The 24,038-nt window shown below is 67.0% G+C and carries 23 protein-coding genes; 10 read left to right on the top strand and 13 right to left on the bottom strand.

Translation table 11 applies throughout. The features are described 5' to 3' along the window. The first annotated feature begins 16 nt into the window (after positions 1–16). The 9 genes from gspL (at position 17) to H597_RS31300 (ending at position 10,920) form a co-directional block, all read left to right on the top strand. Positions 17–1,249, top strand: coding sequence for a type II secretion system protein GspL (gspL, locus tag H597_RS0116810; RefSeq protein ID WP_035374551.1), 1,233 nt, complete (start codon positions 17–19; stop codon positions 1,247–1,249). Continuing rightward, positions 1,249–1,767: a type II secretion system protein M gene (locus H597_RS0116805; protein WP_028103148.1), complete on the top strand. Its 519-nt coding sequence runs from the start codon at positions 1,249–1,251 to the stop codon at positions 1,765–1,767. The genes gspL and H597_RS0116805 overlap by 1 nt, the downstream gene beginning before the upstream one ends. Beyond that, the gene (locus H597_RS0116800; RefSeq protein WP_028103147.1) at positions 1,764–2,537 is read left to right on the top strand and encodes a type II secretion system protein N; all 774 of its coding nucleotides are present in this window, start codon (positions 1,764–1,766) and stop codon (positions 2,535–2,537) included. Before H597_RS0116805 ends, H597_RS0116800 begins: the two co-directional genes overlap by 4 nt. Beyond that, positions 2,537–4,732, top strand: coding sequence for a type II secretion system secretin GspD (gene gspD, locus H597_RS31310; protein WP_051293867.1), 2,196 nt, complete (start codon positions 2,537–2,539; stop codon positions 4,730–4,732). Before H597_RS0116800 ends, gspD begins: the two co-directional genes overlap by 1 nt. Then, positions 4,729–6,153: a type II secretion system ATPase GspE gene (gspE, locus tag H597_RS0116790; protein ID WP_028103146.1), complete on the top strand. Its 1,425-nt coding sequence runs from the start codon at positions 4,729–4,731 to the stop codon at positions 6,151–6,153. Before gspD ends, gspE begins: the two co-directional genes overlap by 4 nt. A gap of 3 nt (positions 6,154–6,156) precedes the next feature. Beyond that, complete coding sequence (gene gspF, locus H597_RS0116785) at positions 6,157–7,377, top strand: type II secretion system inner membrane protein GspF (RefSeq protein WP_028103145.1); 1,221 nt, start codon at positions 6,157–6,159, stop codon at positions 7,375–7,377. Positions 7,378–7,392: 15 nt separating this feature from the next. Continuing rightward, on the top strand, positions 7,393–7,956 hold the full coding sequence (locus tag H597_RS31305; protein WP_154668144.1) for a type II secretion system protein N: 564 nt from the start codon (positions 7,393–7,395) through the stop codon (positions 7,954–7,956). Continuing rightward, a complete protein-coding gene (locus H597_RS0116775; RefSeq protein ID WP_028103144.1) occupies positions 7,953–10,196 on the top strand; it encodes a patatin-like phospholipase family protein in 2,244 nt (747 codons plus the stop codon). Before H597_RS31305 ends, H597_RS0116775 begins: the two co-directional genes overlap by 4 nt. 94 nt (positions 10,197–10,290) lie before the next feature. Then, a complete protein-coding gene (locus H597_RS31300) occupies positions 10,291–10,920 on the top strand; it encodes a YceI family protein (protein ID WP_051293866.1) in 630 nt (209 codons plus the stop codon). Here H597_RS31300 and H597_RS0116765 read toward each other — a convergent pair. The 10 genes from H597_RS0116765 to H597_RS0116720 form a co-directional block, all read right to left on the bottom strand. After that, complete coding sequence (locus H597_RS0116765; protein WP_028103143.1) at positions 10,914–11,771, bottom strand: winged helix-turn-helix domain-containing protein; 858 nt, start codon at positions 11,769–11,771, stop codon at positions 10,914–10,916. The genes H597_RS31300 and H597_RS0116765 overlap by 7 nt on opposite strands. Beyond that, the gene (locus tag H597_RS0116760; protein ID WP_028103142.1) at positions 11,761–11,964 is read right to left on the bottom strand and encodes a hypothetical protein; all 204 of its coding nucleotides are present in this window, start codon (positions 11,962–11,964) and stop codon (positions 11,761–11,763) included. The genes H597_RS0116765 and H597_RS0116760 overlap by 11 nt, the downstream gene beginning before the upstream one ends. Continuing rightward, positions 11,964–13,298: an ATP-dependent protease ATPase subunit HslU gene (gene hslU, locus H597_RS0116755; RefSeq protein ID WP_028103141.1), complete on the bottom strand. Its 1,335-nt coding sequence runs from the start codon at positions 13,296–13,298 to the stop codon at positions 11,964–11,966. Before hslU ends, H597_RS0116760 begins: the two co-directional genes overlap by 1 nt. Then, positions 13,295–13,837, bottom strand: a complete 543-nt coding sequence (gene hslV / locus H597_RS0116750) for an ATP-dependent protease subunit HslV (RefSeq protein ID WP_028103140.1) — start codon at positions 13,835–13,837, stop codon at positions 13,295–13,297. The genes hslU and hslV overlap by 4 nt, the downstream gene beginning before the upstream one ends. Before the next feature lie 82 nt (positions 13,838–13,919). Continuing rightward, on the bottom strand, positions 13,920–15,248 hold the full coding sequence (locus H597_RS0116745) for a hypothetical protein (RefSeq protein WP_028103139.1): 1,329 nt from the start codon (positions 15,246–15,248) through the stop codon (positions 13,920–13,922). Between the two features lie 106 nt (positions 15,249–15,354). Then, entirely contained in the window at positions 15,355–15,798 is a 444-nt protein-coding gene (gene dksA / locus H597_RS0116740) for an RNA polymerase-binding protein DksA (RefSeq protein ID WP_028103138.1), read from the bottom strand. Between the two features lie 71 nt (positions 15,799–15,869). Continuing rightward, on the bottom strand, positions 15,870–16,934 hold the full coding sequence (locus H597_RS0116735) for a CobW family GTP-binding protein (RefSeq protein WP_028103137.1): 1,065 nt from the start codon (positions 16,932–16,934) through the stop codon (positions 15,870–15,872). A 91-nt stretch (positions 16,935–17,025) separates the two neighbouring features. Further along, positions 17,026–17,967 carry a tyrosine recombinase XerC gene (locus H597_RS0116730; RefSeq protein WP_028103136.1) on the bottom strand — a complete coding sequence of 314 codons (942 nt, stop codon included), beginning with the start codon at positions 17,965–17,967 and terminating at the stop codon, positions 17,026–17,028. A 5-nt stretch (positions 17,968–17,972) separates the two neighbouring features. Next, complete coding sequence (locus H597_RS0116725) at positions 17,973–18,644, bottom strand: DUF484 family protein (protein ID WP_028103135.1); 672 nt, start codon at positions 18,642–18,644, stop codon at positions 17,973–17,975. Between the two features lie 96 nt (positions 18,645–18,740). Then, entirely contained in the window at positions 18,741–19,838 is a 1,098-nt protein-coding gene (locus H597_RS0116720) for a porin (RefSeq protein ID WP_028103134.1), read from the bottom strand. Between the two features lie 309 nt (positions 19,839–20,147). Between H597_RS0116720 and H597_RS0116715 the strand changes: the two genes are divergently transcribed. Further along, complete coding sequence (locus tag H597_RS0116715; RefSeq protein WP_028103133.1) at positions 20,148–21,389, top strand: tetratricopeptide repeat protein; 1,242 nt, start codon at positions 20,148–20,150, stop codon at positions 21,387–21,389. Between the two features lie 16 nt (positions 21,390–21,405). Here H597_RS0116715 and dapF read toward each other — a convergent pair whose 3' ends face one another. The 3 genes from dapF to H597_RS0116700 are packed head-to-tail and all read right to left on the bottom strand — an operon-like array spanning position 21,406 to position 24,010. Beyond that, on the bottom strand, positions 21,406–22,269 hold the full coding sequence (gene dapF, locus H597_RS0116710; RefSeq protein WP_028103132.1) for a diaminopimelate epimerase: 864 nt from the start codon (positions 22,267–22,269) through the stop codon (positions 21,406–21,408). Beyond that, positions 22,266–23,162, bottom strand: a complete 897-nt coding sequence (locus H597_RS0116705) for an LpxL/LpxP family acyltransferase (RefSeq protein ID WP_028103131.1) — start codon at positions 23,160–23,162, stop codon at positions 22,266–22,268. Before H597_RS0116705 ends, dapF begins: the two co-directional genes overlap by 4 nt. Next, entirely contained in the window at positions 23,159–24,010 is an 852-nt protein-coding gene (locus H597_RS0116700; protein ID WP_028103130.1) for a lysophospholipid acyltransferase family protein, read from the bottom strand. The genes H597_RS0116705 and H597_RS0116700 overlap by 4 nt, the downstream gene beginning before the upstream one ends. Positions 24,011–24,038: the final 28 nt, after the last annotated feature.

Here is a 24,038-nt window from a genome sequence, read left to right as displayed (position 1 = left end):
ATAGGGAAGGCAAGCTTTGACAACACTCTACATTCGGTATCCGGCCCGCGCCGCTGCCGCCGACAACGGCGTGCCGTCGAGCTGCCAGTTCGCACTGGTGGGCGACGGCGGCAACGTGATGCAGCAGGGCGCCGGGGCGCTGGGCAACCTGGGCGAGCTGGTGTCGGGCGCGCGCCGGGTGGTGCTGCTGCTGGCCGCTGCCGATGTCTCCCTGCTGAAAGTGCGGGTGCCGCCGCTGTCGGGCGCCCGGCTGAAAGCCGCCCTGCCCCACCTGGTGGAAGAGCAGGTGCTGGGCGATCCGGCCGATTGCGTGCTGGCGCTGGCGCCGGCCAGCGGCGACAGCGACGAGCGCGTGGTGGCCGTGGCCAGCCGCGCCTGGCTGGAAGTGCTGGTCAAGGCCCTGGTGGCGCAGGGCGCGCACGGCGTGTCGGCGCTGCCGGTGCAACTGAGCCTGCCGCTCGCGCCGGGCAGCGTCTCGGCCGCCCTGGGACTGGACGATGCCGGCCTGGAGCTGACCCTGCGCAGCGCGCCCCATGAAGGCCTGGGCCTGACCCTGCCGAACGCTCCCGAAGCGGCCCTGCATACCCTGCGCGCCCTGGCCGGCGACGCGCCGCTGACGCTGTACGTGGCGCCGGCCCAGCGCGCCGAGTACGCGGCGGCGGCCGCCAATCTGCCCGGCATCACGCTGGAAGAAGACAACTGGGTGCACCGCATCGCCGCCGCCCGGGGCGTGCCGTTCGACCTGGCGGCCGGACTGGGCGCCGCCAGCGGCGCCAATGCGCGCGCCTGGGCGCGCTGGAAATGGCCGCTGCGCATCGCCATCGCCGCCGTGCTGGTGAATATCGTGGGCTTGAATTGGGAATGGCTGCGCCTCAAGCGCGAAGCCGACGCCTTGCGCAAGAATATGACGCAGGTATTCAGCTCCGCCTATCCGAACCAGCCGATGATCGGCGACCCGGTCGAACAGATGCGCCACAATATCGCCGCGGCGCGCGCCGGCGCCGGAGCCGGCACGGCCGATGAATTCACCAATATGAGCGCGGTGCTGGGCGAGGTGCTGGCCGTGCTGCCCAACCGCGAAGTCCTGGCCGGCATCGATTACAAGGATCGCAGCATGACCGTCAAATTCAAGCCCAACAGCGTTGACGCCAACGCCCTGGCGCAGATGAAGGCCAGCCTGGCGGCGCGCAAGCTGGTTGCCAGCGAAACCGGGCCGGGCGTCTGGCTGGTGAAAGCGGGGGGCAAGTGATGGCCGGACTGAACGACAGCATCAACGGCTACCGCGCGCATGCCGCCGCCTGGTGGAGCGCACGCACCGAACAGGAGCAGCGCATGCTGTCCATCGGCGGCGCGGTGCTGGCCATTGGCCTGGTCTGGAGCGTGCTGGTGGAACCGGCCATGACGGGCCGCGAGAAGCTGCAAAAACAGCTGCCGCAGATGAACCAGCAGATGGCCGAACTGCAGGCCCTGGCCGGCGAGGCGGCGCAGCTGGCGGCCCAGCCGGCGGTGCAGCCGCAGCCGCTGAACAAGGACGCGGTGGCGGCGCAGCTGCAGGCGAGCGGTTTGACGACGCAAAACCTTGCCGTCACGGGCGACTACATTAAAGTGGAATTCAAGGGCGTGCCCTTCGCCGGCCTGGTGGCTTGGCTGGACGCCATCCGCCGCGAACAGCGGGTGCGCGTGCAGGAAGGCCAGGTGACGCAGCAAGGCCCGGCCGGACAGGTCGATGCCAATCTGACGCTGCGCCAGGAGTCCGGTGTCCAATGAAGCGCGCAGCGTTGTGGTTGCTGGCCATCGCACTGAGCGCGGGCCTGACGGTGCTGGCCTGCCTGCCGGCCAGCTGGATGGGCGTGCTGGTGGAAAGCCAGAGCGGCGGCCGCTTCGCCCTGGGCGACGCGCAAGGCACGCTGTGGCGCGGTTCCGCCTTCATTGGCGGTGCCGCCAGCAAGGACGGCGCCGTCACGCCGCTGCTGCCGGGACGTTTCAGCTGGCGCTTGTCGCCGCTGGTGGTGTTCGGCAGCGTGGACGTGGAGCTGGCCAACCCGGACGCGCTGACGCAGCCGGTGTCGCTGCGCGGCGGCTGGAGCAGCTGGGAAGTCAGCCCGGCGGCCCTGATGCTGCCGGCCGACGGCCTGGCCGGCCTGGGCGCGCCGCTGAATACGCTGGCGCCGAGCGGGCGCATGAAGCTGTCCTGGACCTCGCTGCAGCTCGAGCGCGCGGGGCCGGCGGTGTCGCTGCAGGGCCGCACCACGCTGGAGATGCAGGATATGTCGTCCAGCCTGACCTCGCTCAAGCCGCTGGGCAGCTATCAGCTGGCGTTCGACTGGAAGGGCCAGCAGGCCGCGCTGGCGCTGGATTCGCAGCGCGGGCCCCTGCTGTTGAGCGGTACGGGGAAATTCGAGCATGGCCGCCTGCAGTTCTCCGGCCAGGCGCAAGCGGCAAAAGGATTTGAAGAGCAGCTGGCCAGCCTGTTGAACATGCTGGGCCAGCCCAAGCCGAATAGCGGTAAAAACGTCATTGCACTAGAGTTCCGATAATGAAAACACACACTGCAAGCCCCACCCCCTTCCCGGCGCTGCGCCGCCTGAGCGCCGCCGCGTTGCTGTGCTGTGCGCTGGCGCCCGCCGCCGCCCCCATCACGGCCTGGGCCCAGCCCAATGACGAAGCCGCGCTGAACTTTGTCGGTGCCGACATCGAATCGGTGATCAAGGCCGTCGGCCACTACACCAACATCACCTTCCTGATCGACCCGCGCGTCAAGGGCACCATCACCCTGGTGTCGGAAAAGTCGATTACCAAGTCGCAAGCCTTCCAGCTGCTGGCCTCCGCGCTGCGCCTGCAAGGCTACGCCATCGTCAGCGGCGACGGCTACGCCAAGGTGGTGCCGGAAGCGGAAGCCAAGCTGCAGGCCTCGCCGACCGTGATCGGCGGCCAGAAAAGCCCGCAGGGCGACCAGGTGGTGACGCAGATCTTCCACCTGAACCACGAGAATTCGGCCAACCTGGTGACCGTGCTGCGCCCGTTGATCACGCCCAACAACACCATCAACGCCAACCCCGGCAACAACACCCTGGTCATCACCGACTACTCGGACAACCTGAAGCGCCTGGCCAAGATCATCGCCTCGCTGGACGCGCCTTCGTCGGCCGACCTGGACGTGGTGCCGGTGCGCTACGCCATCGCCAGCGACCTGGCGGCCATGGTCAACAAGCTGATGGAACCGGGCGCCGGCGGCGATGCCGGCCGCGTCACCCTGGTGCCGGATCCGCGCACCAATTCGCTGGTGGTGCGGGCGCCGTCGGCCGCGCGCGCCAACCTGGCCAAGTCTCTGATCGCCAAGCTGGACCAGCCGACCGAGCAGGCCGGCAATGTGCACGTGGTCTACCTGAAAAACGCGGAAGCGACCAAATTGGCCGAAACCCTGCGCTCGGTGGTCACGGGCGAGGGCGGCAGCAGCGCCAGCCAGTCCGGCAGCGGCAGCCTGTCGCAGGGCGGCGCCGGCAACAGCCAGATGGGCCAGGGCGGTCTGGGCGCTTCGCAGCAGGGCGGCGGCCAGAACGGGCCGAGCAACCCGACCCTGGCCGGCGGCGGCAAATCCAGCGCGCAGCAGGGCGGCGGCGGGCAGGGCGGCTTCATCCAGGCCGACGCCACCACCAATACCCTGATCATCACCGCGCCGGACGCCGTCTACCGCAACCTGCGCTCGGTGATCGAGCAGCTGGACGTGCGCCGTGCCCAGGTCTATATCGAATCGATGATCGTCGAAGTCAACGCCGCCAAGCTGTCCGAGTTCGGCGTGCAGTGGGCCGGCCTGAGCGGCAACAGCGGCAGCAGCTACCGCGTGGGCGGCGCCACCACGTACAACAATGTGGCCGGTGGTGAAAACAAGCTGACCAACCTGGCGCAGCTGGCCGCCGGCAGCACCAATGCCGTGATGCCCGGCTCGGGCCTGACCCTGGGCGTGTTCAAGCAGCTGGCGAACGGCAAGCTGGGCCTGGGCGCCGTGGCGCATGCGCTGGGCGCGGACGACGACAGCAATATCCTGTCGACCCCGAACATGCTGACCCTCGACAATGAAGTGGCCACCATCAAGGTCGGCCAGAACGTGCCGATCGTGACCGGCTCCTACACCAGCGCGGCCGGTTCCACCGGTTCGCCGTTCACCACGGTCGACCGCAAGGACATCGGCATCACGCTGAAAGTGCGCCCGCAGATTTCCGAAGGCGGCACCATCAAGCTGGCCATCTACAATGAAAGCTCCAGCATCGACACCTCGGTGGCGTCGAATGCCAACGGCCTGATCCTGAAAAACCGCACCATCGAGACCAATATCATCGCCGACGACGGCCAGATCCTGGTGCTGGGCGGCTTGATCCAGGACGATTCCAGCGACGGCGTGGAAAAGGTGCCGGGCCTGGGCGACATCCCGCTGATCGGCAACCTGTTCAAATACCAGAAGCGCAACCGCAAGAAGACCAACCTGATGGTCTTCCTGCGCCCGGTGGTGATCCGCAACCGCGAGCAGGGCATGAGCCTGACGGCCGACCGCTACGACTATATGCGCGCCACGCAGGAAGCGTCCGCGCCCGAGCCGAGCATGACGGTGCAGAACCTGGGCGGCCCGACCTTGCCGACGCTGCAGGACGGCAGGCCGACCGCCAGCGGCCAGCTGGTGCGCCCGATCCCGCCGGCCGCGCCGAGCGTGCCTGAACAGAAACAGCAACAGCGATGAGCAACCTCCTGCCTTACGCCTTCGCGCGCGACTTCCTGGTGCTGGCCCAGCCCAGCGCCGAAGCCGAGCACGCGGTCGATGTGATGATGTCGTCCGCCACGCCCGCTTCCGCGATCGCGGAAGTGTCGCGCCGCTTCGGCCGCATCAACCTGAAACACCTGCCGCGCGCCGACCTGGAAGCGGCCATCGCCGCCGCCTACGCCAGTGCCGGCGGCGACGCTTCGCAAGTAGCGGACGAATTCGACGCCGACCTGGACTTGACCAAGCTGCTGCAGGACGTGCCGGCCATCGAGGACTTGCTGGAAGCGTCCGACGACGCGCCCGTGATCCGCATGATCAACGCGCTGTTGACGCAGGCCCTGCGCGACGGCGCCTCGGACATCCACATCGAGCCGTTCGAGCAGACTTCCGTGGTGCGCTTCCGCGTCGACGGCGCGCTGCGCGACATCGTGCGCCCGCGCAAGGCCATCCACGGTTCCCTGATCTCGCGTATCAAGATCATGGCGCAGCTGGACATCGCCGAAAAACGCCTGCCGCAGGACGGCCGCATCACGCTGCGCGTGGGCGGCAAGCCGGTCGACGTGCGCGTCTCGACCCTGCCGACCGGCCATGGCGAACGCGCCGTGCTGCGTCTGCTGGACAAGGAAGCGGGCCGCCTCGACCTGACCCACCTGGGCATGAGCGAAAAGATGATGGGCCAGTTCAACAGCCTGATCAACCAGCCGCACGGCATCGTGCTGGTGACCGGGCCGACCGGCTCGGGCAAGACCACCACGCTGTACGCCGCGCTGTCCATGCTGAACAACACCTCCACCAATATCATGACGGTGGAAGACCCGGTCGAATACGACCTGCACGGCGTCGGCCAGACCCAGGTCAACGCGCGCATCGACATGACCTTCGCCAAGGCCCTGCGCGCCATCCTGCGCCAGGATCCGGACGTGATCATGATCGGCGAGATCCGCGATCTGGAGACGGCGCAGATCGCGGTGCAGGCCTCGCTCACCGGCCACCTGGTGCTGGCGACCCTGCACACCAATGACGCCGCCGCCGCCGTGACGCGTTTGCTGGACATGGGCATCGAACCGTTCCTGCTGTCCTCCTCCCTGCTTGGCGTGCTGGCCCAGCGCCTGGTGCGCAAGCTGTGCCCAAGCTGCAAGAGCTTCGACGGCACGCAGTGGAAGGCGGTCGGCTGCGAGCACTGCGGCCATACCGGCTACCAGGGCCGGGTCGGCATCTACGAGCTGCTGCAGACGGACGAGCATATCCGCGCCCAGATCCACGACCGCACCTCGGAGGCGGAGATCCGCGCCACCGCCCAGCAGCATGGCGGCATGAGCACCATGCGCGAAGACGGCGAACGCTGGCTGCAGCAGGGCGTCACCACGCCGGCGGAATTGCTGCGCGTGACGAAGGACTAAGCGATGCCGGCCTTCCGTTATGAAGCCGTCGATGCGACGGGCGCCAGCAAGAAGGGCGTGGTCAACGCCGACAGCGCCCGTTCGGCGCGCGCCGACCTGCGCTCGCAGGGGCTGGTGCCGATCAAGGTCGATGCCATCGAGTCCCAGGTCGACGCCAGCGGCGCCGCCGCACGGCGCGGCTTCGGCGAAAAACTCAACACCACCGAACTGGCCCTGTTTACGCGCCAGCTGGCCAGCCTGCTGGAAGCGGGTCTGCCGCTGGAGCAGGCGTTTACGGCCCTGCTGGAACAGGCCGAGCGCCAGTATGTGCGCGACCTGGTGGCCTCGATCCGCTCGGAAGTGATGGGCGGCTCTTCGATGTCGGACGCGCTGTCGCGCCACCCGCGTGACTTCCAGGAAATCTACCGCGCCCTGGTGGCGTCCGGCGAGCAGATCGGCCAGCTGTCGCGCGTCCTGTCGCGCCTGGCCGACTACATCGAACGGCGCAATGCCCTGGTGCAGAAGGTCAAGCTGGCCTTCACCTATCCGGCCATCGTGACCGTGGTGGCGTTCCTGATCGTGATCTTCCTGCTCACCTATGTGGTGCCGCAGATCGTGTCCGTGTTCGCCAACACCAAGCAGAAGCTGCCGCTGCTGACGGTGATCATGCTGGCCGTCTCGGACTTCGTGCGCAGCTACGGCCTGGTCGTGCTGGGCCTGCTGATCGCCGCCGGCTTCATGGTGCGCAAGATGCTGCAGAACCCGGACACCAAGCTGCGCTGGCATACCTGGCTGCTGACGGCGCCGCTGTACGGCAAGTTCGAACGCAGCCTGAACACCTCGCGCTTCGCCAGCACGCTGGCGATCACCACCGGCTCCGGCGTGCCCATCCTGCGCGCCCTGGAAACGAGCCGCGACACCCTGTCCAACGTCGCCATGCGCGCGCTGGTGGAGCAGGCCAGCGACTCGGTGCGCGAAGGCGCCAGCCTGGCGCGCTCGCTGTCGGCGCAAAAACACTTCCCGCCGATGCTGATCCACATGATCCGCGCCGGCGAAATCACCGGCGAACTGCCCGCCATGCTGGACCGCGCCGCCAGCGCGCAGGAATCGGACCTCGAGCGCCGCACGCTGACCATCGCCGGCCTGCTGGAACCGATGCTGATCCTGGCAATGGGCGTGGTGGTGCTGCTGATCGTGCTGGCCGTGCTGATGCCGATCATCGAAATCAATCAGCTGGTGCGCTGAATCTGGAGAATTGAATTGAAACGATTGCCTTTGATATGCAGTGTGGCCGCCGTTGCGGCGCTGTCTGCCTCGCTGGCCTACTGGGGCATGCAGCTGTTCAAGCCAAAGCAGCGCCCGATCGCCGCCGTGCCGGTGGCGCAGGCGCCGGAAGCGAATATGGACGCCGCGCGCGGCCTGTTCGGCGGCAATACCGCAGTGGCCGCGGCCAGCAATTACCAGCTGCGCGGGGTGGTGGCCGATACCCGCGGCCGTGGCAGCGTGGCGATCATTGCGGCCGATAACCAGCCGGCCAAGGCCTTCCCGGTCGGCGCGGAGCTGGCGCCCGGCGTCAGCGTGAAAGAGGTGCAGCCGCGCTTCGTGATCCTGATGGAAGGCGGCGTGCAGAAGCGCATCGAGCTGGCCAGCGACCAGGGCGTGAGCTCCGGCGGCGGCCTGCTGTCGCCGACCGGAACGCCGCTGGGCGGCCCGCAGGAACCGGCGGCGGTGCCGCTGCCGCAGCCGGCGCCGCCGCCGGTGCAGATGGCGCCGGCGCAGCCGCCGACCGTCTCGGGCCAGCCGCCGCAGCCGCAGTTGCAATGAAACGGCTGGCGCTGGCCCTCGCGTTCTGCGCGGGTCTTGCCAGCGCAGCGGAAACGCGGCCGCCGCAGGCGGGCGTCGGCCCCGGCGGGTCTGAGGCCGCATTACCGCGTTCGGCCCGCCCCAAAATCGCCCTGGTATTAAGCGGCGGCGGCGCGCGCGGCTTTGCCCACGTCGGCGTGCTGCGCGCCCTGCAGGAAATGCATGTGCCGGTCGACATCGTGGTCGGCACCTCGATGGGCAGCGTGATCGGCGGCGCCTGGGCCGCCGGCGCCTCGCTGCAGGACCTGGAGCGCATGGCCGCCAGCACCGACTGGGACAGCGTGGTGGCCGACCGCCCGGCGCGCGACGAGCTGCACTTCCGCCGCCGCGACGAAGACATCCAGATCCCCTCCCGCATCGAATTCGGCCTCACCCTGAAAGGGGTGCAGGGCCCGCCGGCCGCCGCCGGCAACGCCGCCCTGGAAATGGCCCTGCAAAAGCTGCTGCCGCGCGGCACGCGCGACCTGCCGGTGAGCCAGCTGCCGCTGCCGTTCCGCTCGGTCGCTTCCGACCTGCTGACCGGCGAGCTGGTCGTGCTCGACAACACGCCGCTGTTCCAGACCATCCGCGCCTCGCTGGCCGTGCCGGGCGTGTTCGCGCCGGTGCGCATCAAGGACCGTCTGGTGGTGGACGGCGGCCTGGTACGCAACCTGCCGGTCGACATGGCGCGCGCCATGGGCGCCGACATCGTCATTGCCGTCAATGTCGGCACCCCGCTGGCGCCGGAAAAGGAGCTGGGCAGCGCGCTGGGGGTGGCCAACCAGATGCTGCAAATCCTGACCGAACAGAATGTGCAGCGCTCGCTCAGCGAATTGCACCAGGACGACATCCTGATCGCCCCCGACCTGGGCGGCGTCACCTTCCTCGACTTCTCGACCTGGAAGCAAGCCATGGCCGCCGGCGAGGCGGCGGCGCGCGCGCTGGCCCCGCGCCTGGCGGCCCTGGCCCTGCCGGAACCCGACTACGCCGGCAGGGAAAGCCTGCGCCTGGCCGCGCCGCTCGATCCCGACCGGCCCGTGACGCTGGCCAGGGTGCAGGTCCAGGGCACGCGCGAGGTGAATCCCGCGGTGCTGGCCCGGCAGTCCGGCCTGGAACCGGGGCAGCCGACCACGCGCGAGCAGGTGCGGCAGGCGGCCGTGGCGCTCTACGGCCGCGGCGACCTGGCCCGCGTGGAGACCGATATCGACGACGTGGACGAGGAACGCACCGTCACCATCCGCGCCACCGAAGCCGAATGGACGCGCAGCCGCATGCGGGTCGGGCTGGAACTGGCCAGCGATTTCCGCGATGCGAATAATTTCGCCATCAAGGTGATGCACGTGCGCGCGGCCTTGAACAGCTGGGGCGGCGAGTTGCGTACCGAAGGGCGGCTGGGCAATGAGCGCGGCCTCGGCATGCAGTGGTGGCAGCCGCTGGGGCCTGGCGCCAAGTGGTTCGTGATGCCGGCGGCGCAGGTCGGCAAGACCTCCGGCGACATCTTCGAGAAGGAATTGCGGCGGGAGCGCCTGTCCTACAATGCGCGCGCGGCCTCGTTCGCGCTGGGGCGCCAGTTCGGCAACTGGGGCGAATTCTCGGTGGGCGTGTCGCGCCAGGCCTATACCATACGGCCGCTGATCCCGCAGGATCCGGCCGCCGGCGTGCGGCGCGTCTACGACACCAAGAGCTTTGCGCGCTTTCGCGTCGACACCCTCGATTCGCTGGCCTTCCCCACGCGCGGCACCCTGCTCACCCTCGGCCGCGAGCAGACGCCGGGCAGCGGCAAGGGCGTCGGCACGGCCACCACCAACTGGGGCGCCACCGCGCTGCAAGCCTTCCACATCGCGGACTGGGCCGGCCACGTGTCGCTGGAATGGGCCAGGGCCCAGGTGGGGGCGTCGCCGGTGACGCTGGGCGGCTTCCTGCGCCTGTCGGGCACGCCGACCGATTCGATCCAGGACCCGACCATCCTGCTGGGGCGCCTGGTGCTGGCGCGCCGCATCGCTTCCCTGCCGAGCGGCCTTGGCGGCACCATGCGCGCCGGCTTTTCGCTGGAAACCGGCGGCGGCTTCGATCGTGGCGTGACGGCGAGCGGACGCGCGCTGAAGCAGGCCGGCAGCGCCTTCCTGTCGGTGGAAACCCGCTTCGGCCCCCTGTTCCTCGGTGCCGGCGCCACGCGCCAGGGCGAGGAGACGCTCTACCTGTTCCTCGGTCCGGTCTGGTAAATCGCGTCAATTCAGAACTTTTCAGGACTTTTTCAGGACTTGAGCGGGCTGCGGCCGGTACAAAGAGGGCTCCAACCCAAGAAAAGGAGTCCCCATGTACCGTCATATCCGCCGCGCCGCTGTCTGCGCGGTCTTGCTGTCCGCCGCTGCCGCGCAGGCCGCACCCGTCACCTACACCATCGTCAGCAAGCTTTCCAAGGTCAGTTTCAGTTTTGAGCACCAGGGTTTCATCCCGGTCTCGGGGACGCTGAAGGTCGCCCCGGGCAGTTTCGTGTTCGACAATGAGGACTGGTCGAAATCGTCGGTCGCGGTCAGCATGCCGACCAGCATGCTCGATATGGGCGACGGGCTATGGAATGGCCAGATCCGCGGCGACGACGCCTGGACCGCCTTGTTCAAGCAGCCGGAGATCCGCTTCCGCAGCACCCGCATCGAGCGGCGCGACGCCATGAGCGGCGTGCTGCACGGCGAATTGACGCTGGCCGGCATGACGCGGCCGGTGGCGCTGCAGATGAAGGTCAACAAGATCGGCGTGAACCGCGTCAGCAACAAGCCATCGATCGGCATCAGCGCCACCAGCACGGTCAAGCGCTCGGACTTCGGGCTCGATGCCTATATGGACCTGGTGGGCGACGCGATCGCGGTGCAGATCCAGCTGGAGGCGGCGGTGGGACCGGATCCGGACGCGGGCAAGGAAATGCAGATGAATTCGGTCGCTCAGTGAAGCTGGGCGGCGGCGGCACGGCTGACCGCCGTCGCGATTTCCGCCTGGATGGCCAGCTTGTCGCCCGGCGTGCGGTCGTAGCTGTCGGACCAGACCACAAAGCCGTCGGCGGCGCGCGTCAGGCGGGCGGCGATGCGTAGGGCGCCGCCGGAACGGCGCACGCTGCCGTCCAGCACGTAGGCCACTTTCAGGGCGCGCGCCACCTCGGCTGCCGTGGCGCGCTTGTCCTTGTAATAGTAGGAGGCGCCGGGCGGGGCGACGGACAGGCCCGGCTGCCGGCTCAATTTGCCGATCAGTTCTTCGCTGATGCCGTCGGCAAACGGTTCTTCGTTCATCTCGTCCGTCAGGTCGAGGAAGGGCAGCACGGCCACCGAGCGGCTGCCGGGCATGGCCAGCGGCAGCGCCGCCAGGCCGGCCAGCACGGCGGCGACGCCGGCAAACAGGGCGATCCGCTTGCGCTGGCGCGGGGCGGGCGGCGGGGCGGCGGGCGCCAGCGGGGACGCCGCCGGGTCCGCTGGCAACGCCGTGTCCGACACGGCCGCGACCAGGCGATAGCCGCGCCGCGAGACGGTGGCGATATAGCGCGGATTGCGCGCATCGTCGCCCAGTTGGCGGCGCAGCAGGGTGATGGCCTGGTATAGCGAATCGGGCGAGACCACGACGCCGGGCCAGGCATGGGCCAGCAGCTCCTCGGCCGACAGCACGTCGCCGGCCCGGTCGGCCAGGCAGGTCAGCAGGCGCAGGCTGCGCTCTTCCAGGCGCAGGCAGGCGCCGTCGCGCGCCAGCTCGCCGGTCAGGCGGTTGACGCGCCAGTCGCCGACGCGCAGCGTGGCGGACGGGCTATTGCTCATCGGACCCATCGAGCTTCCGGTCGATCAGCTTTTTGGCCGCCTGGCGTTCGGCCGTGACGCGGTGCTTGTCGTGCGGGCCCGCCGCGCGCGCCTTGGCCAGCGCCGCGATCGGGTTGCGCGGCTTGCCGAAGTTCTGCGAGGGTTCGACGCGGATGCGCATCTTCTGCCGGGTCGCCAGCTGCTTGTTGGCCATTACAGGACGTAGCGCGATAAATCTTCGTTGACGGCCAGCGCATCCAGGCGCTGGTTGACATAGGCCGCATCGATGGTGACGGCCTGGTCGCCGGTTTCGGTCGCCGTGTAGGAGATCTCTTCCAGCAGCTTTTCCATCACCGTGTACAGCCGGCGCGCGCCGATGTTCTCGGTGCGCTCGTTGACCTGGAAGGCGATCTCCGCCAGGCGGTGGATGCCGTCCGGCGCGAATTCCAGGTGCACGCCTTCGGTCGCCAGCAAGGCCTGGTATTGCTTGGTCAGGCAGGCGTCGGTACTGGTCAGGATACGCTCGAAGTCGGCGATCGACAACGATTCCAGCTCGACGCGGATGGGGAAGCGGCCCTGCAGCTCGGGGATCAGGTCGGACGGCTTGGCCAGGTGGAAGGCCCCCGAGGCGATGAACAGGATGTGATCGGTGCGCACCATGCCGTACTTGGTGTTGACGGTGGTGCCTTCCACCAGCGGCAGCAGGTCGCGCTGCACGCCGGCGCGCGAGACGTCGGCGCCGCCCGTTTCCGAGCGCGAGGCGATCTTGTCGACTTCGTCCAGGAACACGATGCCGTTCTGCTCCACGTTGGTGAGCGCCTGTTTCTTCATCTCGTCTTCGTTGACCAGCTTGGCCGCTTCCTCTTCCAGCAGGAATTTCATGGCTTCCTTGATCTTGACCTTGCGCGCCTTTTTGCGGCCGCTGCCCATGCCGGAGAACATGGACTTGATCTGTTCCGTCATTTCTTCCATGCCGGGCGGCGCCATGATTTCCATGGTCGGGCTTTGCTCGGCCAGCTCGATCTCGATTTCCTTGTCGTCCAGTTCGCCCTGCCGCAGGCGCTTGCGGAAGGTCTGGCGCGTGGCGTCGTCGCTGCGCGGCTCGGCCGTGGCGTTGGCGAAGCCGAAGTCGCGCGGCGGCGGCAGCAGGATATCGAGCACGCGGTCTTCCGCCGCGTCCTCGGCGCGCGCCCGCACCTTGGCCATTTCCGACTGGCGGGTCTGCTTGACGCCGATGTCGATCAGGTCGCGGATGATGGTGTCGACGTCGCGGCCCACATAGCCCACTTCGGTGAACTTGGTGGCCTCCACCTTGATGAAGGGGGCGCCGGCCAGCTTGGCCAGGCGGCGCGCGATTTCGGTCTTGCCGACCCCGGTGGGGCCGATCATCAGGATGTTCTTGGGGGTGATTTCATGGCGCAGCGGCTCTTCCACCTGCTGGCGGCGCCAGCGGTTGCGCAGCGCGATGGCGACCGCCTTCTTGGCCTTGCCCTGGCCGACCACATGTTTGTCGAGTTCGCCGACGATTTCTTGGGGAGTCATGTTCATGCGGGGTCCAGGGTTTCGATGATGTGGTTCAGGTTGGTGTAGATGCACAGCTCGCCGGCGATGGTCAGCGCCTTCTTCACCACCTCGCTGGGCGACAGCGCGGTGTTTTCGACCAGGGCCTTGGCGGCCGCCTGGGCATAGCTGCCGCCCGAGCCGATGGCGCCGACGCCGCCTTCCGGTTCCAGCACGTCGCCGTTGCCGGTGATGACCAGGGTGGCATCCTTGTCGGCCACCAGCAGCATGGCTTCCAGGCGGCGCAGCACGCGGTCGGTGCGCCAGTCCTTGGCCATCTCGACCGAGGCGCGCAGCAGGTGGCCCTGGTGTTTTTCCAGTTTGGCTTCGAAACGGTCGAGCAGCGTGAAGGCGTCGGCCGTGCCGCCGGCAAAGCCGCACAGCACCTTGTTCTGGTACAGCTTGCGCACCTTGCGCGCCGTGCCTTTCATGACGATATTGCCAAGCGTGACCTGGCCATCGCCGCCGATGGCGACCTCGGCGCCGCGGCGCACGCACAGGATGGTGGTGCCGTGAAATTGTTCCATGTTAATGCCTTTGTATTGGATTAACGCGCTATCTGGGGGCGCAGCCCCCAAATCTCAAGAAAAAGGGGCGATCCCCCCTTTCTTAATACTTGTGCGGGAACAGCCGCGCCATTTCGGCGAAGCCCAGCAGGCGCATCAACGCCGCCACCAGGTGGTTCAGGTCGCGGAATTCGATGCGGCGCTCGCCGGTCGCCAGCTCGGCAATCTTGGCTTGCAGGGCGCTGGCGGCCCCGAATTCCATGCGCGCCAGGCGGCCGCAGTCGAAGACCAGGGCCTGGTACTGGCCGGCGTATTCGTCGATGGCCGACAGCAGCGCCGTGACGTCGCCTTCGATCACCGCCGGCAGCATGAAGCGGTCGGAGGCGGCAGCCGTGGCCTGGCGCGGCGCATTGGCCACCTTTTTCGGCGGCACGAAGGGCGGCGGCGAGACTTCGAACGTCACGCAATAGTCCATCGACGATTCTTCGAAGTCCTTTTCGCGGTTCAGCAGGTGCAGCAGCTCCAGATAGAGCAGCCACGGCGCTTCGCCGCCGTCGCGGTTGCCGATGGTCAAGGTGTTGCGCACCTGCTCGGCCAGTTCGGCGGCGCCCACCACCACCAGTTCGCGCTCGCCGGCCTGGGCCTTCTTCAGCGCCGCCAGCAGCAGGGCACAGCCCTCCGGCTCGACCCCGTTGATGCGCGAGAAGTCCAGGCGCAGCGGCAGCTTCTGGTCCATGCTGTCGAGCCGCTCCAGCTGCGGCCCCACCGAGGCATTCAGGACGCCGCCCAGTCCCACGGTCGGGGTCACGCCGGAATAGCCGCGCACCGCCACCGGCGCCGCGCTGGCGGCACTGGCCGGCGGGATCCAGGACGGCGGCGAGGTTTCGTAATGGCTGGCGTAGTCGATCGAGATATTCTCGAACGATTCCTGGCGGTTCAGCACCTGGTACAGGTCGAACAGCATCCACCAGACAGTACGGTCCTGGGCGGCGTCGGGCAGGCTGCCCAGCAGCATCTGCTCGGCCACTTCCGCCTGGCCGTTCGAGTACAGGATGGCGATCTCTTCGACGATGGGCGCGCTCTCGGCGGCCGCCGCTTCCAGCGGCATGTCGTCGTCACCCAGCAGTTCGGTGGTGTACTGGTCCAGCATCGGCAGGGTGGCGTCGTCATTGCTGGCGCCGTTGGCTGCTTGCAGTGGGCGCGGCTTGCGCGCCCAGGCTGGTTCCGGTTCGTTAAAAATATCGGCCGCCATCGCTGCTTCGATGGCGTCAATCTTCATGGCAGTGGCACGGGCGATTTCGCGTTGCAGGTCCGACTGTTGCGCACGCTGGCGCTCCAGTTCGCTGTTCGCGGCCAGGCGTGCGGCGTCGCCATCGTTTTGCACGATGGTTTCGTCAACCTTGCCTTTTTTAAAAATGGAGAACAGTCCCATAGGATCACTAGTGTAGCCCAATGGAAAATTATAAGGGCGTACCGTAGGAGTAAAGAAAAGAAAAAAGCACGCCTAAGCGTGCCTTTTTCCCGTTTTGTGTGGCGGATCAGTCGCCGTACAGCTTTTGTTTCAGCTCGCGGCGCTGCTGTGCCTCCAGCGACAGGGTCGCGGTGGGACGGGCGATCAGGCGTGGAATGCCGATCGGTTCGCCGGTTTCTTCGCAATAACCATAGTCGTTATTGTCGATTGCCTGGATCGATTGCTGCACTTTCTTCAACAGCTTGCGTTCGCGGTCGCGGGTACGCAGTTCCAGTGCGTGCTCTTCTTCGATGGTGGCGCGGTCGGCGGGATCCGGCACCAGCACGGTTTCGCGCAGGTGTTCGGTGGTTTCGCCAGCGTTTTTCAGCAATTCTTTTTCAAGGGTTTGCAGCTTATTCTTGAAAAACGCCATCTGAGCCGGGTTCATATAGTCTTTATCGCTCATCTTCAGAATTTCTTCTTCGGTGAGCAGGACTTCCGCGGCGGGGGTCGATTTATTTGCTTTTGTCATGACTTCGCTTACCTTCGATACGACGGAGTTTTCAAATTTCTGCGTGGGGGGCGTCAAAAAAACGCCTTAGTTTATACCAAACATTGTTCAAGGCCAGTAATAAAGATCTCTTTCGGCAGATTTTTGCCAATAAACACCATTTTGCTGGCCCGTGTCTCGTTTTCACCCCATTTGGCGCCCAGGTCGCTGCCCATCAATTGGTGCACGCCCTGGAAAACCACTTTTCGGTCGGCGCCCTGCATCCACAATACGCCTTTGTAACGCAACATGCGAGGACCGTACACATCAACGAGACCGCCCAGGAATTCGTCGAGTTTGGCCGGATCGAACGGTCGTTCGCTTTTGAACACGAAGGCCGCGATATCGTCGCTGTGGTGGGGGTGATGGTGGTCATGCTGGTGGTCGTGGTGGCCGCACTGTGCATCGTGCACATGGCCAGGCGCGTGGTCATGCCCGCAATGCGCATGCCCGTGCTCGTCTTCGGCCAGGAAGGCCGGGTCGATTTCCAGCTTTTCGTTGAGGTTGAAGCCGCGCAGGTCCAGCACCTCGGCCAGCGGCGCCTGGCCGAAATCGGAACGGCTGATCGGTGCGCGCGGGTTGATGCGCTTCAGGCGCGCGGTGAGGGCCGCGACGGCGGCGCCGTCCACCAGGTCGGTCTTGGACAGCAGGATCTTGTCGGCAAAGCCGACCTGGCGCTGGGCTTCCTCGTGCTCGTCGAGCTGCTGCATGGCGTGGCGCGCATCGACCACCGTGACCACGGCGTCGAGCAGATAGTTGGCGCCTACTTCCTCGTCGATGAAGAAGGTCTGCGCCACCGGGCCGGGATTGGCCAGGCCCGTGGTTTCAATCACCACGCGGTCGAAGGCGATTTCGCCGGCGGCGCGCCGTTTCGCCAGATCGCTCAGGCCGACGATCAGGTCGCCGCGCACGGTGCAGCAAATGCAGCCATTATTCATTTCCACGATTTGTTCGCGCGCTTCCTGCACCAGGATTTCGTTATCGATATTCTCCTGGCCGAATTCGTTTTCGATCACGGCGATCTTCATGCCGTGTTCTTCGCGCAGGATGCGGTTGAGCAGCGTGGTTTTGCCGGCGCCGAGGAAGCCGGTCAAAATAGTCGTCGGGATCATTGCCATAGTCGGGCGAGTAGCATTGGGAATCGGTCGATTATGCCGGAATTCTGGAAATGCTGGCAAATGGGCAAACTTGAGCAGGATCAAATCCCGGCTATTTGATTTTAGCCCGTGGGTGGGCCTTGTCATAGACCAGGGCCAGGTGCTGGAAATCGAGGGCGGTATAGACCTGGGTCGAGGAGATGCTGGCGTGGCCCAGCATCTCCTGCACGGCGCGCAGGTCGCCCGAGGATTGCAGCACGTGCGACGCGAAGGAGTGGCGCAGCATATGCGGGTGCACCGCCACCGGCGCGCCGCTGCGGATGCCGTGCGCCTTCAGCCGCAGCTGCACCACGCGCGGCGTGACGCGCTTGCCGCGCTCGTTGAGGAAGAGGGCGGCGCTGCCGTCGGCCGCAGCGGGACGCACGGCCAGCCAGGCTTGCAGCGCTGCCAGGGCGGCGCTGCCGACGGGCACGCGGCGCATCTTGCCGCCCTTGCCGGTCACCACCACTTCGGCGTTGTCCTGCTCCAGCCAGCCCAGCGAGGCGGGCTGGCCGTCGCCGGCCTTGCGGAATTCGCGGTCCAGGCCGGCCAGCTCGGACACCCGCAGGCCGCTCGAATACAGCAGTTCGAACATGGCGCGGTCGCACAGGCGGGCCGGCTCGCCAGCGCCGGCGCTGGGGGCGGACGGGGCCACCAGCTGCACTGCGTCGTCCACCGACAGGGCTTTGGGCAAGCTCCTGGCGCGCTTGGGCGCGCGCACGCCGGCCACCGGATTGGCGGCCAGGGCGCTGTGCTGGCCAAGCCAGGCGAAAAAGCCGCGCCAGCCGGACAGCTTGCGCGCGATGCTGCGCGCATCGAGGCCGCGGCTGTGCAGCTGGGCCGCGTAGCGGCGGATCTCGAGGTGGGTCAGGGCGCTCCAGTCCTTGCCCTCGGACAGGGCGGCCAGCTCGCGCAGGTCGCGGCCGTAGGCCGCCACCGTATGCGCCGACAGCTTGCGCTGCGTGGCCAGGTGGGCCAGGTAGGCGCCGGCCTGTTCCTGCTTGGCGGCGCTCACGGGATTCAGGCCAGCAGGGGCGCCAGCGCGACGCTGGCGCTCTCGCCGATGTGGACCAGGAAGTCGGTCGCCATCAGGGAGGTGAAGCGTTCCGGGTCGGGCGAGCCCATGATCAGCAGGCCGAAGGCCGGGCCCTTGGCGCCGGGCTTGCGCAGCGGCAGGATGACGGTGGACTTGATCTCGTCCGCGTCGTCCAGCCAGCGCACGGCTTCGAAATCATTGTTGCTGCCGCAGTAAGGCGCCAGCAGGCTGTTGGCGAACAGGCGCGCATCTTCCGAAACGCCGCTGGCAAACCATTCGCCGGCGAATTCCTGCGCCACATTGAACAGGCGCAGGGTGGCGGCCGGCACGTGGAAGCTGTCGGTCAAGCCTTGGACCACGGCGCGCGGCAGGTCGGCGTCGTTGCGCACGCGCAAGATGGCCTGGTGCCAGCCGTGGAAGCGATTGGCGATCGTGGCGTTTTCCTGGGCATGGCGGCTCAGGTCCGACAGGCGCAGTTCCAGCGCGCGGTATTTGTCGCGCATGACTTCCATCTGGCGCTCCTGCAGCGACACCGCACGGCCGGTCAGCGGGCTGGACAGCCTGACGTCGCCGAGCAGGCTGGCGTGTTCTTCGAAGAAGTGGGGATGGTCGGCCAGGTACTGCGCGACGATTGCGGAATCCAGGGTGTCGGTCATGATCGGTTGTCACATCTCATATTGCAGGCGTGGACATTTTAACCGATGAAAACCATGGCCGGGGCGGGCTGCCGCCCGCTCCGGCCGGGCAAGCCATCAAAAGTTGTGATGGATGCCGAGGGCGTAGTGGTTCTGGTTCACATCGGAGAGCGCCGGGGTGAGGGCATTCGGGATCTTCTTCTGCGACAAGTCCAGGTACAGGTAGGTGCGCGGCGACAGGTTGTGCTCGTAGCCCACCGAGATTTCCTTGGTCTTGACTTCGCCGTCCGCATCCTTCTGGCCATAGCCCAGGCGGAACATGCCGGTGCCCACGGTGTAGTTGGCGCCCACCAGCCAGGCCCGGATGGTGTCGTTGACGGCGCGGATGTGGCTCAGGTCCTGGCGCCCGTAGCTGGCCATCAGCTTCAGTTCCGGCACCGGGCGGAAGTAGGCGCCCACGGAATGCCACTTCACTTCGGTGGCATTGCGCTCGGTACCGATATACACGGCATACTGCGGCAGCGTGCCCGGCGCCATATAGGTGGCGCTGACCGAGTAAGGATAGGCGCCCGCCAGCGCGCCGGCCGGGTATTGCGGCGCGGCGGCGGTGCCGCGGCCGACGATGGCCGTGGGCAGGCTATTGTTTTCCTTGCTGGCGACGTTGATGTTCAGCTGGAAGCCGTTGAACACCGGGGTGTTGTACCAGAGCGCGTTGGCAAAGCGGTTGCCGGAGTTGCCGGCCAGGCCGAGCGGGTCGGAGCCGCTGCCTGAGGTCGCGGTGCGGTAGCCGGCCACCATCAGGTCGGTCTGGAAGCCGGCCTGGTTCGGCATGCCGGACCAGGGTTCGAACAAGCCGGTGGTTTCCTGCAGCGCGGTGAGGGCGCGGCCCAGGCGCACCGTGCCGAAGTCGCCCTGCAGGCCGACCCGGCTCTGGCCCTGGAACAGGGGCCGGCTGACGCCTTCGATGGTACCGGTGTCCGGTTCGAAGCGGATTTCCAGGTGGAACAAGGCCTTCAGCCCGCCGCCCAGGTCTTCCACGCCGCGAAAGCCCAGCTTGTTGTTATCGCGCTTGCCTTCCGACAGGGCGCTGTTCGGCGCATTGGTGGTCTTGGTCACGCCGGCGTCGAGGGTGCCGTAAATGACCACGGACGACTGAGCGAAGGCAGCGCCGCTTGCAGCGCCCAGCAAGGCCAGAGCCAATAACGATGTCTTCATATGTTTTCCTTTTTATGAGTCAAACCGGGGACGGCGATGCTTTCACCATACGTGCTGAGGGCGCCAGCTTCCCGCTGCGTGGTCGTTTATGGGCAGGAAAAAGGGTCAAAACCGCGCAAAGCGCGGGCATCCTGTTGTATTTTTGAAACGCTTGCCAGGCTGCTCAGATAGCCCGACGCCCTGTAAGGAAAGCGAAAGCCGCGCCTGTCACATTTGTCACATATCAAAAAGTCCGCGGGCAGCGTGCCAAGGCAAGTCGGCACGGCTACACTGAACGGGCAGCTTATTCCTTGGATACCGGATGGATCGATGGCAAATCGAGAAGAGCTGGTGATTATCAGGGGAGCGCGGGCGGGAGACGCCGCCGCCCAGCTGGCGCTGGGCAAGCTCTACCTGTTTGGCGGGGCCAGCCTGCCGCAAAACGTGCCGACGGCCCTGTATTGGCTATGCCGCGCCGCCCAGCAGGGCGTGGCGGACGCCTGGCGGCTGATCGGCGCCCACATCCCCTTTGAAGTGGCGCTGCCGGTGCGCAGCCAAGCCTTGCCATGGTATGCGCGCGCTGCCCAGGAAGGCGTGCCGGCGGCGGTGCGCGTGCTGGCGCAGCTGCGGCGCATCGATCCGCCCCTGCCTGCTGAGCCGGCGCCGGCCCCGCCCAGTGCCCCGTCTGGCGCGGCGGCGCCGTCCGCGGCGCGCCTGGCCGGGGCGCCGGATGCCTGGCGCGCGCTGGAGGCGGACCGGGATGCCGACCAGGACGATTTGCTGCGCCTGCGCACCCTGGCGGCCCAGGGCGGCGACCGCGACGCCCAGTTGGCGCTGGGCTTGCACCTGGCGCGCATGAACAGCGAAGGCGACCGGGTGGCATCGATGAATGGCACCGTCAATTTCAAACGCGCCCTGCGCTGGTTGACGCAGGCCGGAGAGCAGGGGCTGGCCGACGCCTGGTTCGCCATGTCGCGTATTTATATCCGCCCCGAGTTTTCGCAGCGCAGCGCGAGCGAGGCCCAGGCTTGCCTGGAACGGGCGGCCGGCATGGGCCATAGCGCGGCGCAGCTGGAATGCGGGATCCACGCCTGGCGCGCGCGGCGCGGAGCCGAGGACAATGATGTGCGTGCCGTGTACTGGCTGCAGAAGGCGGCGGCCCAGGGCAGCGCCGAGGCGCGCCAGGCCCTGGAGCGCATCGCGCCGCCGCAGCCGCCAGCCAGCTGGGCCGAGCCGCTGGTGCCGCTGCTGACGCGCGAACTGCTGGGCAGCCAGCCCTTGCTGGCGGCGCGCATCGAGCTGGCGGTCCTGTTCCGGCTGACGCGCGCCGAAGCGTTGCTCTTGGATGTGACGGCGGCCGACCAGGGCCATTGCCTGGTGGTGGATATCCGCGCCAGCTACGGGCGCAGCAAGCGCCGCCTGGTGCTGGTGCGCACCGCGGCCGAGCGCCAGAAGCTGGACCGCATCCTCCGCCTGTTTGAGCAGGTCGATGCGGATCTGGAAGGCAATTACCGCCAGCGCCTGTACCGGCTCAAGAGCTGGTTCGGCGCCGGCATGATGGCGGCCGCCTGACGCCGGGCTGGCCGCGTTAAATTTCGATTTCGCCTTCGAACACGGTCACGGCCGGCCCGGTCAGGTAGACCGGCTGGCCTTCGCCGGCCCAGGCAATCGACAGCTGCCCGCCACGCGCGTCGACGCTGACCGGCGAATCGAGCAAGCCGCGGCGGATGCCCGCCACCGCCGCCGCGCAGGCGCCCGTGCCGCAGGCCAGCGTCTCGCCGGCGCCCCGTTCGAACACGCGCAGCTTGATATGGCTGCGGTTCAGCAGCTGCATGAAGCCGGCATTGACCCGCTTGGGGAAGCGCGGATGGTGCTCGATCAGGGGGCCGATCAGCTCGACCGGCGCGGCATCGACATCCGCCACCACCTGCACCGCGTGCGGATTGCCCATCGATACCACCGACACTTGCACCGTTTCGCGCTGTCCGCCCAGTTCCAATACCAGCGGCCACAGGGTTTCGCGCCCTTCCGGCTGGCCGGCCAGGCCGTCGGCGTCGAACGGCACCTGCGCCGCATCCAGCACCGGGGCCCCCATATCGACCGTGATGCTGCCGTCGTCTTCCAGGCACGGGGAAATGACGCCGGCCAGGGTCTCGACCGTGATCCGGCGCGACGCGGTCAAGCCTTTTTCGACCACGAACTTGACGAAGGCGCGCGAGCCGTTGCCGCACTGTTCCACTTCGCCGCCATCGTTGTTGAAGATGCGGTAGCGGAAGTCGCAGCCGGGCAGGCGGGACTTTTCCACCACCAGCATCTGGTCGGCGCCCACGCCGAAGCGGCGGTCGGCCAGCGCCTGCCACTGGGCCGGGCTGAAGTCGATATGCTGGTTGATGGCGTCAATGACCACGAAGTCATTGCCGGCGCCGTGCATCTTGGTGAATTTGAGTTTCATCGCTTGTTTGAATAGAAGGAAGGTTCGCCTTCCGGGCGGGTCTTGAAGCGCTTGTGGGTCCAGAAGTATTCGGCCGGCGCTTCCTTGACGCGTTCTTCGATAAATTCATTCATACGGCGCGTGGCCGCGACCATATCGGGTCCCGGGTAATTCTCCCACACCGGATAGAACTTGACGCGGTAGCCCTGGTAATCGGGCAGGAAGGTGGCGACCACCGGCATGACCTGGCCGCCGGTCGCCGCGGCGATGCGGGCGGTGGCGGTCAGGGTCGCGGCCGGAATGCCGAAGAAGGGCACGAATTCGGCGTCCTTGTCGCCGAAGTCCATGTCGGGCAGCATGAAGTAGGGTAGCTTGTCCTTCAGGGCGCGCAGGATGGGCTTGATGCCGTCCTGGCGCGTGAACAGCTTGACCGGCTTGAAACGCGCGCGGCCGGCGCGCAGCACCTCGTCGAACACCTTGTTTTTTTGCGCCACGTACATCGACGATGCCGACGCTTCCATGGCGACGGCGGCGCCGCCCACATCCAGGCAGACGAAATGCGGGCACAGCAGGATGGTCGGCTTTTCCGTCATCGCCTCGACCGGAATGCGGCCGGGCGGCATGCCGACGCTGGTCTCGACCTGGATCAGCTTGCGCAGGCGGGCCGGCGGCGCCCACCACAGGATCGCGCGTTCCAGCACGCTGCGCGAATAGGCCTGGAAGTGCTGGCGCACGATGTCGCGGCGCTGGCTTTCGTCCAGGGCCGGCATGGTCAGGCGCAGGTTGGTCAGGGCGATGTTGCGGCGCGCCGCCATGACCATGAACAGCAGGCTGCCGATGCCCTTGCCGATCCGGCCCAGCACCGGCAGCGGCAGCCAGTGCAGCAGCCACATCATTCTCAGCAGGAACTTCATGCAGCCTCCTGCGCGGCCGGGCCGGCCACGCCGGCCGGCACCTTGTAGCGGTTGTAGCTCCAGTAGTATTGGGCCGGGCAGCGCGCGATCAGCTTTTCCATAGCCGCATTGATGGCGCGCGCCTGGGCGGCGGAGTCACCGTCCAGCGAACCCTCGAACGGCACGAAGCGCACCACATAGCCCTTGCCGCGTGGCAAGCGTTCGGCGTAGACGATCAGGACCACGGCATCGCCCAACTGGGCCATTTTGGCCGGCAAGGTCATGGTATAGGCGCTGCGGCCGAAGAAATCGGCCCAGACGCCTTCGCCTTCCTGCGGCACCTGGTCGGGCAGCAGGCCGATCGGCTTGCCCTTCTTCAGGAACTTGGCCAGCAGGCGCACGCCGCCCATATTCGCCGGCGCCAACAGCAGATTCTTGCGGGCGCGGGCCCCTTCGACCAGCGGTTTCAGCGCTTCCTTGCGGGGCGGGCGGTACATCACCATCAGCTCGCTGCGGTGGGCGATTTCCTGGGCGGTGATCTCGAAACAGCCCAGGTGCGGGGTCAGGAAGACAATGCCCTTGCCCGCATCCAGGTAATGTTGCACCAGCTCCCAGTTTTCGACGCTGGCGCGGCGGCTGACCCGCTGCGGGTCAGCGCACCAGATGAAGGGCAGTTCAAACATGGCCTTGCCGGCTTCGCCGACGGCGCTGCCAAGGTGGGCGGAAAAACCGGCCTGCCGCATATTGGCGCGCAGGCGGCGCCGATAGGCGGGGGACAGCAGGTAGACCAGCCAGCCAAGCCCGACGCCGATGCCATGCAGCAGCGGCAGGGGGAAGATCGAGAAAAAACGGAATATTCTTAACAGCATGTATAAGTATATAAGAGCATTTTATACG

Source organism: Pseudoduganella violaceinigra DSM 15887, from assembly GCF_000425385.1.
Taxonomy (GTDB): domain Bacteria; phylum Pseudomonadota; class Gammaproteobacteria; order Burkholderiales; family Burkholderiaceae_D; genus Rugamonas; species Rugamonas violaceinigra.
Note: the sequence above shows the minus strand (reverse complement) of the source record. Positions and strands in the feature narration are given on the sequence as shown.

Coding starts and splice junctions, on each gene's coding strand:
- H597_RS0116805 (WP_028103148.1), top strand. CDS start 1,249: ATGGCCGGACTGAACGACAGCATCAACGGCTACCGCGCGCATGCCGCC.
- H597_RS0116800 (WP_028103147.1), top strand. CDS start 1,764: ATGAAGCGCGCAGCGTTGTGGTTGCTGGCCATCGCACTGAGCGCGGGC.
- gspD (WP_051293867.1), top strand. CDS start 2,537: ATGAAAACACACACTGCAAGCCCCACCCCCTTCCCGGCGCTGCGCCGC.
- gspE (WP_028103146.1), top strand. CDS start 4,729: ATGAGCAACCTCCTGCCTTACGCCTTCGCGCGCGACTTCCTGGTGCTG.
- gspF (WP_028103145.1), top strand. CDS start 6,157: ATGCCGGCCTTCCGTTATGAAGCCGTCGATGCGACGGGCGCCAGCAAG.
- H597_RS0116775 (WP_028103144.1), top strand. CDS start 7,953: ATGAAACGGCTGGCGCTGGCCCTCGCGTTCTGCGCGGGTCTTGCCAGC.
- H597_RS31300 (WP_051293866.1), top strand. CDS start 10,291: ATGTACCGTCATATCCGCCGCGCCGCTGTCTGCGCGGTCTTGCTGTCC.
- H597_RS0116765 (WP_028103143.1), bottom strand. CDS start 11,771: ATGAGCAATAGCCCGTCCGCCACGCTGCGCGTCGGCGACTGGCGCGTC.
- H597_RS0116760 (WP_028103142.1), bottom strand. CDS start 11,964: ATGGCCAACAAGCAGCTGGCGACCCGGCAGAAGATGCGCATCCGCGTC.
- hslU (WP_028103141.1), bottom strand. CDS start 13,298: ATGAACATGACTCCCCAAGAAATCGTCGGCGAACTCGACAAACATGTG.
- hslV (WP_028103140.1), bottom strand. CDS start 13,837: ATGGAACAATTTCACGGCACCACCATCCTGTGCGTGCGCCGCGGCGCC.
- H597_RS0116745 (WP_028103139.1), bottom strand. CDS start 15,248: ATGGGACTGTTCTCCATTTTTAAAAAAGGCAAGGTTGACGAAACCATC.
- dksA (WP_028103138.1), bottom strand. CDS start 15,798: ATGACAAAAGCAAATAAATCGACCCCCGCCGCGGAAGTCCTGCTCACC.
- H597_RS0116735 (WP_028103137.1), bottom strand. CDS start 16,934: ATGGCAATGATCCCGACGACTATTTTGACCGGCTTCCTCGGCGCCGGC.
- H597_RS0116725 (WP_028103135.1), bottom strand. CDS start 18,644: ATGACCGACACCCTGGATTCCGCAATCGTCGCGCAGTACCTGGCCGAC.
- H597_RS0116720 (WP_028103134.1), bottom strand. CDS start 19,838: ATGAAGACATCGTTATTGGCTCTGGCCTTGCTGGGCGCTGCAAGCGGC.
- H597_RS0116715 (WP_028103133.1), top strand. CDS start 20,148: ATGGCAAATCGAGAAGAGCTGGTGATTATCAGGGGAGCGCGGGCGGGA.
- dapF (WP_028103132.1), bottom strand. CDS start 22,269: ATGAAACTCAAATTCACCAAGATGCACGGCGCCGGCAATGACTTCGTG.
- H597_RS0116705 (WP_028103131.1), bottom strand. CDS start 23,162: ATGAAGTTCCTGCTGAGAATGATGTGGCTGCTGCACTGGCTGCCGCTG.
- H597_RS0116700 (WP_028103130.1), bottom strand. CDS start 24,010: ATGCTGTTAAGAATATTCCGTTTTTTCTCGATCTTCCCCCTGCCGCTG.